14 protein-coding genes are annotated in these 13,839 nt (G+C 62.8%); 11 read left to right on the top strand and 3 right to left on the bottom strand.

Annotation, left to right across the window (positions count from 1 at the left end; translation table 11 throughout):
* Positions 1-55: 55 nt before the first annotated feature.
* Positions 56-565, top strand: coding sequence for a GNAT family N-acetyltransferase (locus tag AB5Y68_RS06975; RefSeq protein WP_200886017.1), 510 nt, complete (start codon positions 56-58; stop codon positions 563-565).
* An 81-nt stretch (positions 566-646) separates the two neighbouring features.
* The gene (locus AB5Y68_RS06970; protein ID WP_164915510.1) at positions 647-817 is read left to right on the top strand and encodes a DUF5363 family protein; all 171 of its coding nucleotides are present in this window, start codon (positions 647-649) and stop codon (positions 815-817) included.
* On the opposite strand, the gene tppF is transcribed toward AB5Y68_RS06970, so the two are convergent.
* Positions 786-1,400, bottom strand: coding sequence for a type IVa pilus pseudopilin TppF (gene tppF / locus AB5Y68_RS06965; protein ID WP_039039942.1), 615 nt, complete (start codon positions 1,398-1,400; stop codon positions 786-788). The two genes, AB5Y68_RS06970 and tppF, sit on opposite strands and share 32 nt — an antisense overlap.
* 40 nt (positions 1,401-1,440) lie before the next feature.
* Between tppF and AB5Y68_RS06960 the strand changes: the two genes are divergently transcribed.
* The 8 genes from AB5Y68_RS06960 to AB5Y68_RS06925 all read left to right on the top strand — a co-directional run bounded on the left by AB5Y68_RS06960 (position 1,441) and on the right by AB5Y68_RS06925 (position 9,574).
* Complete coding sequence (locus tag AB5Y68_RS06960; RefSeq protein WP_039039943.1) at positions 1,441-2,229, top strand: TatD family hydrolase; 789 nt, start codon at positions 1,441-1,443, stop codon at positions 2,227-2,229.
* 213 nt (positions 2,230-2,442) lie between these two features.
* On the top strand, positions 2,443-3,717 hold the full coding sequence (locus tag AB5Y68_RS06955; RefSeq protein ID WP_039039944.1) for a NupC/NupG family nucleoside CNT transporter: 1,275 nt from the start codon (positions 2,443-2,445) through the stop codon (positions 3,715-3,717).
* 123 nt (positions 3,718-3,840) lie between these two features.
* Entirely contained in the window at positions 3,841-4,011 is a 171-nt protein-coding gene (locus AB5Y68_RS06950; protein ID WP_010673027.1) for a XapX domain-containing protein, read from the top strand.
* 387 nt (positions 4,012-4,398) lie between these two features.
* Positions 4,399-5,172 carry a deoxyribose-phosphate aldolase gene (gene deoC / locus AB5Y68_RS06945; protein ID WP_039039946.1) on the top strand — a complete coding sequence of 258 codons (774 nt, stop codon included), beginning with the start codon at positions 4,399-4,401 and terminating at the stop codon, positions 5,170-5,172.
* 82 nt (positions 5,173-5,254) lie between these two features.
* A complete protein-coding gene (gene deoA / locus AB5Y68_RS06940) occupies positions 5,255-6,586 on the top strand; it encodes a thymidine phosphorylase (protein WP_039039947.1) in 1,332 nt (443 codons plus the stop codon).
* Positions 6,587-6,600: 14 nt separating this feature from the next.
* The gene (locus AB5Y68_RS06935; RefSeq protein WP_039039948.1) at positions 6,601-7,809 is read left to right on the top strand and encodes a phosphopentomutase; all 1,209 of its coding nucleotides are present in this window, start codon (positions 6,601-6,603) and stop codon (positions 7,807-7,809) included.
* Between the two features lie 133 nt (positions 7,810-7,942).
* The gene (deoD, locus tag AB5Y68_RS06930) at positions 7,943-8,656 is read left to right on the top strand and encodes a purine-nucleoside phosphorylase (RefSeq protein ID WP_039039949.1); all 714 of its coding nucleotides are present in this window, start codon (positions 7,943-7,945) and stop codon (positions 8,654-8,656) included.
* Between the two features lie 132 nt (positions 8,657-8,788).
* A complete protein-coding gene (locus AB5Y68_RS06925; protein ID WP_233466745.1) occupies positions 8,789-9,574 on the top strand; it encodes an RT0821/Lpp0805 family surface protein in 786 nt (261 codons plus the stop codon).
* A 117-nt stretch (positions 9,575-9,691) separates the two neighbouring features.
* On the opposite strand, the gene AB5Y68_RS06920 is transcribed toward AB5Y68_RS06925, so the two are convergent.
* Together AB5Y68_RS06920 and AB5Y68_RS06915 are read right to left on the bottom strand one after the other, a co-directional pair.
* Entirely contained in the window at positions 9,692-11,947 is a 2,256-nt protein-coding gene (locus tag AB5Y68_RS06920) for a PAS domain S-box protein (protein WP_039039950.1), read from the bottom strand.
* Between the two features lie 65 nt (positions 11,948-12,012).
* A complete protein-coding gene (locus tag AB5Y68_RS06915; RefSeq protein ID WP_010673032.1) occupies positions 12,013-12,621 on the bottom strand; it encodes an AhpA/YtjB family protein in 609 nt (202 codons plus the stop codon).
* Between the two features lie 193 nt (positions 12,622-12,814).
* On the opposite strand from AB5Y68_RS06915, the gene serB reads away from it, so the two are divergent.
* On the top strand, positions 12,815-13,819 hold the full coding sequence (gene serB / locus AB5Y68_RS06910; RefSeq protein ID WP_039039951.1) for a phosphoserine phosphatase SerB: 1,005 nt from the start codon (positions 12,815-12,817) through the stop codon (positions 13,817-13,819).
* The last annotated feature ends 20 nt before the right edge of the window (positions 13,820-13,839 follow it).

The raw sequence follows: 13,839 nt of genomic DNA, 5'->3' as shown, positions 1-13,839 counted from the left end.
GTCGTTTTTTTTATGGTCGTGGTCGGCAGAACCACCAGGCAGGGAGGTCGGCGTGATGATTCGTATGGCAGGGGTGGAGGATGCGGCGGTGCTGGATCGCTTCTTCGGGCAACTGGACAGGGAGACCCGCTTCATGCTGTATGAAGCGGGAGAGCGCCCCTCGGACATCGAGGGGCAGCGCAGGCGGCTCGAGGCCATGGTCGCGGCCCCCAATCAGGCCATGTGGCTGCTGGAGCTGGCGGGGGAGGTGCAAGGGTTTGCCGCGCTCCTTGGTGGCGGCCTGGCACGCAACCGCCACTGCGCCCTGGTGGTGATGTGGCTGCGTTCGGGGGCGCGCGGGCAGGGATGGGGTGAACGGTTGCTGCGTACCCTGATCGCGGCCGCGAGGGATCTCGGTATCCACCGGCTGGAGCTGGGAGTGATGGCGCACAACGAGGTGGCCCACGCCTTGTATCGCAAGTGCGGATTCGTGGAGGAAGGGGTGAGACGGCAGGCCTATCGGCTGGACGAGGGCTATGTGGACGAGATTTCCATGGGGCTGTTGCTGCCGCTGGACAGGCCATGACGCCGCTGGCCCCGAGATGCTGGTCTGGGGAGTTGGATTGGGGCAGGCTTGTGGGGAAACCATCAAGACAAGGAGGCGCCCATGAAGGGGATATTGCTGCGTTGGCTGGCTCGCTACGATGCCTGGTGCCAGGAGTGGGGACTCACACCGGAGAACCGGCGCTGCTGCGCGCCGGTACGCCATGATGAAGAGGAGAAGCGCCCGGAGAAGGGCGACGACCTCACTGGAACTGGCGAGTCACGGCGCCAGTGACGCTGTTGTAGTCGAACGATAGCCCATCGGGGTATGCCGTGAAGCGGCCCACGGAGCTGCGCAGGGTATAGCGGCAGTTGTCGTGACGAAGGGCGCCGTCAGCCTGAGCGTCTGCCGGGATGAGCCGGGAGATGTAGTCACTGTCCGAATCCTGGTGCAACTCATCGGCCACCGTCAGATCGGTATCGAGCAGGGCGCCAAACAGGCTCTCGCAGTCGTCCCGGCTGCTGACAGAGATCTGATCGCTGTCGCCACCGGGGAAGACGGTATCGGGCCCCTGACCTCCCTGGTCCTCCTTGGTGCCCACCGGCCAGCCATGGCTGTTGATGTCGAGATCCTGCCTGCCCATGCCGCTAAAGTTGTAGAGTGCCAGGGGCTCCCCCTTAACCTTGACCGCCCAGCCGGCGTGGGCGAGCCGGGCGGCACTGGCAAAGCTGCCCGCCGTGGCCGAGACGCTGCTCTTGAGCCCGTCGTCCTGGATGTTGATGAAGCGGGGCAGGGCGGTCACGGCCAGGATCCCCAGCACGATGATGACCAGCACCAGTTCTATCAGGGTAAAGCCTCGGGAAACGTGTGTTGGCATGGAATGAACCCATTGAGTACGACAGACAGGTAAGCGCGACATGGAATTGATAGACACCCACTGCCACCTCGATTTTCCGGTCTTTGACGCCGATCGGGAGGCGCTGCTGACCCGGTGGCGCCAGCTGGGGGTGGGCGAGTATATCATCCCCGCCGTGGGAGAGGAAAACTGGGGGCGGGTGATGGCGCTGGCCGGACGCCACGACGACATCCGCTATGGCCTGGGGATCCATCCCTGGTATGTGGGCAAGCAGCCCCGGGATGCACTGACCCGGCTGGAGACCCTGCTGGCGAGTCGGCCCCGTGGGCTGGTGGCCGTGGGGGAGTGTGGGCTGGATCTGCGCTCCCATGTGCCGCAGGAGGGGCAGGTCGAGATGTTCGAGGCGCAGGTGCGACTGGCCATGGCGCATGCGCTGCCCCTCATCGTCCACTCGGTGCGTGCCAACGACACGGTCGCCAAGATCCTGCGGCGCTTCACTCCGCCACAAGGGGGGGTCATTCACGCCTTCAGCGGCTCCCTGCATCAGGCGGAGGTGTTCTGGCAACTGGGTTTCAGGCTGGGGATCGGGGGGGTCATCAGCTATGAGCGGGCCAACAAGACCCGGGAGGCGATACGCCAGATGCCGCTGGAGGCCTTGCTGCTGGAAACCGACGCTCCCGACATGCCGCTGCAAGGCCAGCAGGGGGAGGTGAACACGCCAGCCAGCCTGCCGACCATAGCCCGCTTGTTGGCACAATTGCGGCAGCAACCGCTGGAGGATGTTATTTCGGTGTTACATGACTCCACCCGGCGGCTGTTCCCCCCAGGAAATCATGAAATTAACATTTGATTATCAAATGATGACCGAGTGATAAAAAACAGGGCCCATAAAAATCGTTTGCGGTCTAATTAAACGATGTTCAGGCCATTTGTGGCTTATAAAATGTGACCAGTATTCTATTTTGTCGCACCGTAATTAGTATAATGCGCACCCTTGATTAGCGGCTTCAATACACAAATCGTTAACAAGCTGGCAGGTGCTACTAAAGAGGAAGTGTTAATAATGAATCTGATAATGGGTCTGGTAGGGATGGCGACGCTCGTCCTGATTGCGGTGCTGTTCTCCAGCAACCGCAAGGCAATCAAAATTCGTACCGTAGGTGGCGCCTTTGCCATCCAGGCCGGTCTGGGGGCCTTCGTGCTCTACGTGCCGGTCGGTCGTGACATCCTGGTGGGCGTGTCCGACGCCGTCTCCAGCGTCATCGGTTATGGCCAGAACGGCATCGAATTCCTGTTCGGTGGTCTGGTTGGCAACAAGATGTTCGAAGTGTTCGGTGGCGGTGGCTTCGTCTTCGCCTTCCGCGTCCTGCCCGTCATCATCTTCTTCTCTTCCCTGATCGCGGTACTCTACTACCTCGGCATCATGCAGTGGGTGATCAAGCTGCTGGGCGGCGGTCTGCAGAAGGTGCTGGGCACCTCTCGTACCGAATCCCTCTCCGCCACAGCCAACATCTTCGTCGGTCAGACCGAAGCCCCGCTGGTGGTACGTCCCTTCATCTCCAAGATGACCGACTCCGAGCTGTTCGCCGTCATGTGTGGTGGTCTGGCTTCCGTTGCCGGCTCCGTGCTGGCCGGTTACGCCTCCATGGGTGTCAAGATGGAATACCTGATCGCCGCCTCCTTCATGGCTGCCCCGGGTGGTCTGCTGTTCGCCAAGCTGCTGGTACCGGAAACCGAGACCCCGAGCTACGACGAGAACACCGCAGAAGGTGAGCTGGACGACAAGCCGGCCAACGTGATCGACGCTGCCGCCGCCGGTGCCTCCGCCGGTCTGCAACTGGCCCTGAACGTGGGTGCCATGCTGCTGGCCTTCATCGGCCTCATCGCCATGATCAACGGCATCTTCTCCGGTGTGGGCGGCTGGTTCGGTTACCCGCAACTCTCCCTGGAGCTGCTGCTGGGCTGGCTGTTCTCCCCCCTGGCCTTCCTGATCGGCGTGCCCTGGAGCGAAGCGGTCGTGGCCGGTTCCTTCATCGGTCAGAAGCTGGTGGTCAACGAGTTCGTGGCCTACCTGAACTTCGCTCCCTACCTGAAGGATGAAGTACTGATCAACGGTGTGGCCATGTCCGAGCACACCAAGGCGATCATCTCCTTCGCCCTGTGCGGCTTCGCCAACCTGTCCTCCGTCGCCATCCTGCTGGGTGGTCTGGGCTCCATGGCACCGAACCGTCGCGGCACCATCGCCAAGTTCGGTCTGAAGGCCGTGCTGGCAGGTTCCCTGTCCAACCTGATGTCTGCGACCATCGCAGGCTTCTTCCTGGCGCTGTCCGGCATGTAACATCGCCTGACTGACAGGATAAAGACGAACGCCACAGCGATTTGCTGTGGCGTTCTCGTTTGGGGTGGTGACAACCGTTTTCCTGTCAAGACTAATAATAAAGTGAGTCAAATCGGAGGTTCTATGAATGAAGTGCTACTGGCTATGGCGGCCGGCTTTATCGTTGGGGTGTTGTTTTCTTTCCTCAAGTTGCCGATACCGGCGCCGCCCGTCCTCTCCGGCGTCATGGGGATCGTGGGGGTCTATCTGGGGGGCATTGCCTACTCCTGGATCCTGACCCGCTTCTTCTCTTAAGCGCCTGCCAGCGCTGGATTTGCCGGGTGTGAGGTACCTCTGAAATTGGCAAATCTGGCTTGCAAACACGGGGTATCTCGGCTGAAATAGGCGATGCCAGCAGGGTGCTGGCATTGACTAATGCCCGGTGAATCCGGGTGTTGGCGGTCAAATGGAATTGATTGGGAAGTCGGGTCTGCGTAGTCGGCCTTTCTCAAGTCTTCATGGAACCAAGTCCGCACTTTTGTAAGAAAGTGACAGGGCTCTTGCCTTATTTGCAGCCGTATTGCCTGTGCATTTGCGCTGCAATTCCATATCCCGTTGCTCCGGGAACGTCTCTGCCGACCCTTGGTGTTCGGTGAAGCCGATCGCGGGTGATGGGGCTTAACAAGACTTTGGAGACATAGCATGACTGATCTGAAAGTGGCCGCCCAACGCGCCCTGAACCTGATGGACCTGACCACCCTGAACGATGACGACACCGATCAGAAGGTGATCGACCTGTGCCACAAGGCCAAGTCTCCGGCTGGCCTGACCGCCGCCGTCTGCATCTATCCCCGTTTCATTCCCATCGCGCGCAAGACCCTGCGTGACATCGGCGCTGCCGACGTGCGCATCGCGACCGTGACCAACTTCCCCCACGGCAACGACGACATCGAGATCGCCGTGGCCGAGACCCGCGCCGCCGTGGCCTACGGTGCCGACGAGGTGGACGTGGTCTTCCCGTACCGCGCCTTCATGGCCGGCAATGAACAGGTCGGCTTCGATCTGGTCAAAGCATGTAAGGAAGCCTGCGGCGCCAAGGTACTGCTGAAAGTGATCATCGAGACCGGCGAGTTGAAGGAAGAGGCGCTGATCCGTCGCGCCTCCGAGATCTCCATCGACGCCGGTGCCGATTTCATCAAGACCTCCACCGGCAAGGTGCCGGTCAATGCGACCCCGGAAGCGGCCCGCATCATGATGGAAGTGATCAAGGCCAAGAACCCGAAAGTGGGCTTCAAGCCGGCCGGTGGCGTGAAAGACGCCGCCGTGGCGGGTCAGTACCTGGCCATGGCCGAAGAGATCCTGGGCAAGGACTGGGTATCCGCCCGCACCTTCCGTTTCGGTGCCTCCAGTCTGCTGGCCAGCCTGCTGGCGACCCTGGGGCATGGCGACAAGCCTGCCAATACCAGCGGTTACTAAGCGGTGGCAGGGGGCGGTGCGCCGCCCCCTTCCGGATCTGGTTCGGTCTGTGTTCGTGCGTGATGCACGGAGGGAATGAAAGATGTTTTTGCCTCAAGAAATTATTCGCAAGAAGCGCAACGGTGAAGCGCTCAGTACCCAAGAGATTCAATTCTTCGTCCAGGGCATTACCAACAACACCATCGGCGAAGGCCAGATTGCGGCCCTGGCCATGGCGGTCTACTTCAAGGACATGACCATGGATGAGCGGGTCGCCCTGACCTGCGCCATGCGCGACTCCGGCATGGTATTGACCTGGGACCACCTCAATCTGGGCGGCCCCATCGTCGACAAGCACTCCACCGGCGGTGTGGGTGACGTTGTCTCCCTGATGCTGGGCCCCATGGTTGCTGCGTGCGGCGGTTTCGTGCCCATGATCTCCGGCCGTGGTCTCGGTCACACCGGCGGTACCCTGGACAAGCTGGACGCCATTCCCGGCTACCAGACCTCGGTCGACAACGACCGCTTCCTGAAAGTGGTGAAAGAGGCGGGTGTCGCCATCATCGGCCAGACCGGCGATCTCGCCCCGGCGGACAAGCGTATCTATGCGGTACGGGATATCACCGCCACCGTCGAGTCCATTGCCATGATCACCGGCTCCATCCTCTCCAAGAAGCTTGCCTCCGGGTTGGAAGCCCTGGTGATGGACGTGAAGGTGGGCTCCGGCGCCTTCATGCCGACCTTTGAAGCCTCTGAAGAGCTTGCCAGGAGCATCGTCGCCGTGGCCAACGGTGCCGGCTGCCGCACCTCTGCACTCCTGACCGACATGAACCAGGTGCTGGCCTCCAGCGCCGGCAACGCCGTGGAAGTGCGCGAAGCGGTGCGCTACCTGACCGGTGAGTATCGCAACCCGCGCATCCACGAAGTGACCATGGCCCTGTGCGCCGAGATGCTGATCTCTGCCGGTCTTGCCAGCGATGACGGCGATGCCCGCACCAAGCTGCAGGCGGTGCTCGACAACGGCAAGGCAGCCGAGATCTTCGGGCGCATGGTGACCGGCCTCGGCGGTCCCGCCGACTTCATGGAGCGCTACGACGCCTACCTGCCCAAAGCCGCCATCGTGCGCCCCGTCTACGCGGCCCACAGCGGATTCGTCACCGCGATGGATACCCGTGAACTGGGTCTGGCCGTGGTCGCCATGGGGGGCGGTCGCCGCGCCGCCGCCGACAAACTCGATTATGCGGTCGGTCTGACCGACTTTATCCGCCTGGGTCAGAGCGTCGATGCTGACAAGCCGCTCGCCCTGATCCACGCTCAGACAGAAGCTCAATTTGCCGAGGCTGCCCGCATGGTGCAGGCTGCCGTGAAGATCGGCGACACCCGACCAGAGGCGCTGCCCGAGGTTTACCGTCGCATCGGTCTGGCTGATTTGTAACAAGGGGAAGTCCCATGAAACGTACCTTTATTCTGATGATGGACTCTTTCGGTATTGGTGCTGCCGCCGATGCCGACAAGTTCGGCGACGTGGGTGCCAATACCCTTGGCCATATCGCCAAGGCGTGCGCCGCCGGTGAGATCGAGGGCCGTGGCGCTCTCAACCTGCCAAACCTCAGCAAGCTGGGTCTGGGCCACGCGGGCGAACTCGCCAGCGGCACCTTCCCGGCCGGACTGAACAAGGATGTCGAGGTGATCGGCGCCTACGGCTTTGCCCAGGAGCTCTCCTCCGGCAAGGACACCCCGTCCGGTCACTGGGAGATTGCCGGCGTGCCCGTCTTGTTCGAGTGGGGTTACTTCCATGACCACCACAACAGCTTCCCGCAGGAGCTGCTGGATGCCATCGTCGAGAAGGCCGGTCTGCCCGGGTATCTGGGCAACTGCCACGCCTCCGGCACCCAGGTGCTGGACGATCTGGGCGAAGAGCACATGCGCACCGGCAAGCCGATCCTCTACACCTCTGCCGACTCCGTGTTCCAGATCGCCTGCCACGAAGAGACCTATGGCCTCGAGAAGCTCTATGAGCTGTGCCACATCGTGCGCGAGCTGCTGGAGCCCTACAACATCGGCCGCGTCATCGCGCGTCCGTTCGTGGGCAGCGGCAAGGGCAACTTCAAGCGCACCGGCAACCGCCACGACTACTCCGTGCTGCCGCCGGCGCCGACCGTGCTGGACTACATGAAGGAAGCGGGTGGCCAGGTGGTCTCCATCGGCAAGATCGCCGACATCTATGCCCAGCAGGGCATCACCAAGCAGGTGAAGGGGACCGGTCTGACCGAGCTGTGGGACAGGACTCTGGAAGAGGTGAAAGCGGCCGGTGACCAGACCATCGTCTTCACCAACTTCGTGGACTTCGACTCCTCCTACGGTCACCGCCGTGATGTCAAGGGCTACGCCGATGCGCTGGAGTACTTCGACTCCCGCCTGCCGGAGCTGTTCGACCTGCTGCAGGATGGCGACGTGGTGGTGCTGACCGCCGACCACGGCTGTGACCCGACCTGGAGCGGTACCGACCACACCCGCGAATACATTCCGGTACTGTTCTACGGCAAGCCGGTCAAGGCGGGCTCCGTCGGTCGTCGCGAGACCTTCGCCGACATCGGCCAGAGCATCGCGGCCTACCACGGCCTGCCCAAGCTGCAATACGGTACCAGCTTCCTGTGATGGTGACCCCGGGCCGGTTCGCCTGCCCGGGGTGCCACAGGGCCCCGGTTTCCTGTAATGTACCGCCGCCGTGCAGGCAGCGGACAATCCATAAAGACAATAAAACTCAACCTAGTGTGAAGGAATAAAGAGAATGGCAACTCCTCATATCAATGCGAAAGATGGCGCCTTTGCTGATACCGTGCTGATGCCGGGCGACCCCCTGCGTGCCAAGTACATCGCCGAAACCTTCCTGGAGAACGTCGAGCAGGTGTGCGACGTGCGCAACATGTTCGGTTTCACCGGCACCTACAAGGGTCGTCGCATCTCCGTCATGGGTCACGGCATGGGCATCCCGTCCTGCTCCATCTACGCAAAAGAGCTGATCACCGACTACGGCGTGAAGACCCTGATCCGCGTGGGCTCCTGCGGTGCCGTGCGTGAAGACGTGAAACTGCGTGACGTGGTGATCGGCATGGGTGCATGCACCGACTCCAAAGTGAACCGTCTGCGCTTCAAGGATCACGACTTCGCCGCCATCGCCGACTTCGACCTGGTGGCCAATGCCGTTCAGGCCGCCAAGAACAAGGGCGTGGCCGTGCGCGTGGGCAACATCTTCTCCGCCGATCTGTTCTACACCCCGGACCCCTCCATGTTCGACGTCATGGAAAAATACGGCATCCTGGGTGTCGAGATGGAAGCCGCTGGTATCTATGGCGTGGCCGCCGAGTACGGTGCCAAGGCGCTGACCATCTGCACCGTCTCCGACCATATCCGTACTGGTGAGCAGACCACCTCCGAAGAGCGTCAGCTGACCTTCAACGACATGATCGAAATCGCGCTGGACTCCGTCCTGCTGGGTGACTGATCCCAGGCTTCGGTTCCACGCAAAAACGGCGACCCAGGGGTCGCCGTTTTTTTATGCCTCATCGGGATGGAAAACTCAGCTGGCGAGTTGCGCTGTCTATACTTTCGGGCAACTCCTCATGAGGCTAACACCATGAAACGAATATATATCCTGCCTCCGCTGCTGCTTGCCATGATGTTGATAGTCCCGACGCTCTGGCAGGAGGCGCTGGCGCTGGAGGGCAGGGGCCAGCACATGCCCCAGCACAGGTCGGCGCCGCAGCGGGTATCCCAGCCCCACGCGGTGCAGCACAGGGCCGTGCCCCGCCAGGCCAATCGGGAGTCGGTAAAATTCAACGAGGGGTGGGGCAATGTGAGGGCGCGGGACAAGGCGACCCGGCCGGTTCATGTCAACCAGCGTCAGATACAGGATCGCCATGTCGAGGGCAACCATCAGCTGGACAACCGCCACATCGACAATAGTCGTGACATCAGGGGCAACAACCTGGTCATCGACAATCACCACAACAATATCGTCGTGCCACCGAATCGGCGCCGTGTCTATCACGACGTGGTGGTGGTTCGTCCCTATGGCCACTGGTATGGGGGCTATGGCAGTTATTACGACGACAACGATGCCTGGAAGTGGTTGGCCTTCACCGCCATTACCCTGAAGATCCTCGACAACATCAATGAGGAGCAGCAGCGGGAGCACGAGGCTGCCCAGGTCAAGGCGACCACGGCACCCCTGAACGATCCCGTCACCTGGAGTAATGGTGACGCCTCCGGCTCGGTGACTGCGGTGCGGGAAGGGACCAGCAGCAGTGGCCGCTACTGCCGCGAATTCCAGCAGACCATCACGGTGGGGGGCAAGAAGGAGGATGCCTTCGGTACCGCTTGCCAGAAGCCTGACGGCTCCTGGGAGATCGTTTCGGATTGAAAGCCAGCAGGTGAGAGGGGCGTTGACTCCTGATCTGCCAAGCTGCGGGGAACTTGGAGTGGGTCAAGAAACGGGGAGGCATGAGGCTTCCCCGTTGCTTTGGGGGCTGACAGCCCCTTATGCCGTGCTGAGATCGAGGGCGAAGCGCCCCTTGCCCGCCTGTTTGGCCTGGTACATGGCGGCATCGGCCCGGTGCAGCAGATCGTCGATGTGACAATACTGGCCCGAATGACAGAGGGCCCCCCCTATGCTGCCGGCAAGGGGCAGCCGGTGACCGGCCACGTCTCCAGGAACCGCCATGGCCGCCAGCAGCCGCTCGCACAGGGCGGGCAGCTCCTGCGCCGGTTGGCGCAAGGCGGGCAGTATGATGGTGAACTCGTCGCCGGCCAGGCGCGCCACCATGTCCCCCGGGCGCACCTCGGCACTCAGCACCTGGGCGAAGCGCTGCAACAGGGCATCGCCGACGTGGTGCCCCAGCCTGTCGTTGATCCCCTTGAAGCCGTCTAGATCGAGGAACAGCAGCCCCAGGGGTTCGGCATTCTGGCGCACCCGCTCCAGCTCCCGGGAGAGGCGCAGGGTAAAGGCGCGCCGGTTGGGCAGGCCGGTGAGGGGGTCGTGAGCCGCCTCGTGTTCCAGCTGACTTTGCAGCGCCTTGAACTCGGTGATGTCGCTGCCGAGGATGTAGACCCCGGGCTCGTCGCCCCGGCTCGGGATCATGGTGATCCTGAGGTCACGCTGACCTATGGGCAGATCGAAGCGGCGCTCGAAACTCACCTGTTCACCGGCGAGGGCCTTTGCCACATAGGCCATGGCCCTGCCGTGGGCCTCCTCGCCGATGACGTCCCGCACGCTCATTTCCCGCATCTGTTCGGTATCGAGCCCGAAGTAGCGGCAATAGGCCTGGTTGGCGAACAGGTAACGCCCCTCGGGCGACACCATGCTGATGGTGACGGGCAGGCCATCGGTGATGGCCCGCAGTCGGGCACGGCCACGCTCGATCTCCGCGAGCACCTGGCGGCGGGCGGAGATGTCGTGCAGGAAGAGGGCGAGGCGCACCTTGCCGTCGAACCGGTAACGCTCGGCGATCACCTCGACCGGGATGTGCCGGCCTGCGCGGGTGATGATGTCGCACTCCAGCCGCCGTGGCGGACTCTGCGGGTTGCCTGACAGGCTCAGCAGGGGGTGATCGGCGCCGAGCAGCCCGAAGAGGGGACGGCCCAGCATCTCGTCGGCGTGCCAGCCGAGCAGGGTGGTGGAGGCCGGGTTCCAGCCTGTGATGATGAAATCGGCATCGAGCTCGAGGAAGGCATTGCTGGTGTGCTCCAGCATGTGCTGCAAGCGGCGCTGCTCCTGCCACAGCTGCTGCTGCATGGCGCCGCGCTCGCGCATCTCCTGATGCAGCTGTTCCACCGTGCGGGAGAGCTCACTGGTCCGTGACTGCACCTGCTGCTCGAGCCCTTGCTGCAGCCGCACGAGTTCGGCTTCGGCCTGTTTGCGCTCGGTGAGGTCGGCAAACACGGCGATCATGTGGGGGGCCATGGTGCGGCTCTGGCAGAGGGTCACGCTGAGCTGGACCCAGCACTGGGTGCCATCGGCCCGGATCATCCGCTTCTCCAGCCGGTAATCCTGCCGTTGCCCCGCGATCAGGGCATCGAACAGGGGCTGCTCCCGCTGCAGATCTTCGGGATGGGTCATGGCGAGCCAGGTCCTGCTGAGCATCTCGTGCTCGCTGTAACCGAGCAGCCGCTCCAGCCCCGGGTTGGCTCTCAGCCATTTCCCCTCGAGGGAGGAGAGGGCCATGCCCACCGACGACTGGTTGAAGGTCAGGGTGAAGAGATGCTCCTTGTCTTCCAGCACCTGGTTGAGGGTACGCACCTGGTGGCGCCGCTCCAGGTCGTGCAGGGTGTTCTCCACCAGGCGGCCGAAGTCGTCGAGATCCCGGCAGGCATCTTCGTCGAGATGGCGCGGCACATGGTCCACCAGGCAGAGGGTGCCGAGCACCACGCCATCCAGCGCCCGCAGGGGCCGACCGGCGTAGAAGACCACGCCGGGATCATCGGTCACCAGCGGATTGTCGGCAAAGCGGAGATCCCGTCTGGCATCCGGTACCTGCATGATGTCGGGGCGCAAAATGGCATGACCGCAGAAGGAGTGCTCCCGGTTGATCTCGCACATATCGACCCCGGTGCGGGCGAGAAACCACTGCCTGTTCACGTCGGTCAGGGAGACCATGGCGATGGGGAGTGCGAAATGGCGGGTGATGAGCCGGGTGAGGCGATCCAGCTGATCGATGGGCTCGTGGTCGAGCAGGCCGAGGATGCGCAGTCGTTCCAGTCGACTGTGTTCATCCAGCGGCAAGGGGGGGGCAATCATGTGGCTCTCCTGCCAGTGATCTTGCCAGTGTTATATACAAGCCGGAGGATGTGATCCACTCCCGCTTATTGCGGAGCGGCGGGTTTGCTCTGTTTCTTGTGCTTGCGCACCCGCATGTAGTTGCGACGCACCCCGTAGGAGATGAGCAGGCCGGCCAGCAGCATCACCAGCAACATCAGGCGCTGTTTCTCCTGGTTGACCTTGAGATGGGTATCTTGTGCGGCCAGCAGTTTCTGCTCTTCCAGGGTGATCCTCAGATAGCCCAGGGTCAGGTTTCCGTCCTGGATCTCCTGGACAAACTGGATGCGCCCCTTGCCCTGCTCCGGCAGGGATTTGTTGTCGCTGCCGATGGGCAGCAGGCTGTCCAGCGGCAGGGCGTTGTCCGACTGGGCGAGGGGAATGCCGCGGGCGTCGTAGAGGGTGACATCCAGAATGTCAGGCTCGGCGGCCAGATCCTGCGCCAGTCTCTCCAGTTCGCTCTCCTTGTCCTCCTTGATCCAGCGGCGCATGTCCCGGGCGGCATAGGCGACCAGCGCCTGTGCCCTGTCCCGTGCCGCCGCGTGCAGGGCGGCCTGACTCTCTCCCTGCATGTGGATGAGCAGCACCAGCACCCAGAGACCGAGCAGGACTCCCGCCGCCAGGCTGACAACACGTTTGATGGGAAGATGACGCACAGAACCGGGCCTCTGATAATGGATGAGCGGGGCTGGCTGGTGCCCCGGTGCCGCGAAGCGGGAAACAGGGTGGTCTGTTTCCATGTCTGCCCGCACCGCAGGCGGGATCTTGGCGCTTGCCTGTACAAAAAGCAATACGCTACTCTGGGCCCGCATGATGAACCCCATGATTTCCAAGGAAGGCGTCTCTCTTATGTTGTTGTCCCAACTTCCCCGCTCCCTGCACGACTGGTCCGGGGCCCTGAGCTGTGCCCCCTGCTGGCAGCTCACCAACGAAGCCCTGCTGCCCGCGGCCAACGCCCACGACAGCGCCTGGATTGTCCTGTTTGGCAAGGGGCTGGAGGCCGGTCATCTGGCCCGCCTGGCCCAGCAGCTGGATGCCCTGGGGCTTGAGTCAAGCCTCTATCCCGCAGGGGAGCAGGCTGGTATTCCGCTGCTGCTGCTTGGCACCAACCGCTTCTCCCCCGAGCTGGTGCAGGCGCTCAAAGCCCAGGAGTGGGACATCGACCTGTGTCATCTGGCCGCCCTGCCGACCCTGAGTGAGCCCGGTCTGCTGGTGATGGACATGGATTCCACCGCGATCAGGATAGAGTGCATCGACGAAATCGCGCGGCTGGCCGGGGTCGGTGAGCAGGTGGCGGCCGTTACCGCGGCAGCCATGCAGGGCAAGCTGGAGTTTGCCGACAGTCTGCGTGCCCGGGTGGCGCTGCTGGAAGGGGCGCCTGTCACCATCCTCGACGAGGTGGCGGCCGACATGCCCTGGATGCCGGGCCTGCCATTCATGGTCGATACCCTCAAGCAGGCTGGCTGGAAGGTGGCGATCGCCTCCGGTGGCTTCACCCGCTTTGCCGGCGAGTTGCAGCGTGCCCTGGGTCTGGATGCCATTTTCGCCAACGAGCTGGCGGTGGAAGGGGGCTTGCTGACCGGCAAGGTGAGCGGCCCCATCGTCGATGCCGCCGCCAAGGCCGAGGCACTGCAACAGCTGGCCTCGGAGTACGGGGTGGCTGCATCCCAGACGGTCGCGGTCGGCGATGGTGCCAACGATCTCAAGATGATGGGGGTGGCGGGGCTTGGCATTGCCATTCATGCCAAACCCCTGGTTCGTGCCCAGGCGGCGGCGACCCTCAATCACCACGATCTGGAAGGGGTGCTCTGCCTGCTCGGCGCCCTGGCTTGTCGCGACCGACGCTGGTGCTGATCCCGCTCAAGGAGGAGCCG

This window comes from Aeromonas sp. R6-1 (assembly GCF_040908165.1).
Taxonomy (GTDB): domain Bacteria; phylum Pseudomonadota; class Gammaproteobacteria; order Enterobacterales; family Aeromonadaceae; genus Aeromonas; species Aeromonas caviae.
The sequence above is the reverse complement of the archived record's forward strand: the minus strand, read 5'-3'. Positions and strand labels throughout refer to the sequence as shown.

Excerpts from the sequence above, each read along its gene's own strand:
- AB5Y68_RS06975 (WP_200886017.1), top strand. The coding sequence starts at position 56 with ATGATTCGTATGGCAGGGGTGGAGGATGCGGCGGTGCTGGATCGCTTC.
- AB5Y68_RS06970 (WP_164915510.1), top strand. The coding sequence starts at position 647 with ATGAAGGGGATATTGCTGCGTTGGCTGGCTCGCTACGATGCCTGGTGC.
- tppF (WP_039039942.1), bottom strand. The coding sequence starts at position 1,400 with ATGCCAACACACGTTTCCCGAGGCTTTACCCTGATAGAACTGGTGCTG.
- AB5Y68_RS06960 (WP_039039943.1), top strand. The coding sequence starts at position 1,441 with ATGGAATTGATAGACACCCACTGCCACCTCGATTTTCCGGTCTTTGAC.
- AB5Y68_RS06955 (WP_039039944.1), top strand. The coding sequence starts at position 2,443 with ATGAATCTGATAATGGGTCTGGTAGGGATGGCGACGCTCGTCCTGATT.
- AB5Y68_RS06950 (WP_010673027.1), top strand. The coding sequence starts at position 3,841 with ATGAATGAAGTGCTACTGGCTATGGCGGCCGGCTTTATCGTTGGGGTG.
- deoC (WP_039039946.1), top strand. The coding sequence starts at position 4,399 with ATGACTGATCTGAAAGTGGCCGCCCAACGCGCCCTGAACCTGATGGAC.
- deoA (WP_039039947.1), top strand. The coding sequence starts at position 5,255 with ATGTTTTTGCCTCAAGAAATTATTCGCAAGAAGCGCAACGGTGAAGCG.
- AB5Y68_RS06935 (WP_039039948.1), top strand. The coding sequence starts at position 6,601 with ATGAAACGTACCTTTATTCTGATGATGGACTCTTTCGGTATTGGTGCT.
- deoD (WP_039039949.1), top strand. The coding sequence starts at position 7,943 with ATGGCAACTCCTCATATCAATGCGAAAGATGGCGCCTTTGCTGATACC.
- AB5Y68_RS06925 (WP_233466745.1), top strand. The coding sequence starts at position 8,789 with ATGAAACGAATATATATCCTGCCTCCGCTGCTGCTTGCCATGATGTTG.
- AB5Y68_RS06920 (WP_039039950.1), bottom strand. The coding sequence starts at position 11,947 with ATGATTGCCCCCCCCTTGCCGCTGGATGAACACAGTCGACTGGAACGA.
- serB (WP_039039951.1), top strand. The coding sequence starts at position 12,815 with ATGTTGTTGTCCCAACTTCCCCGCTCCCTGCACGACTGGTCCGGGGCC.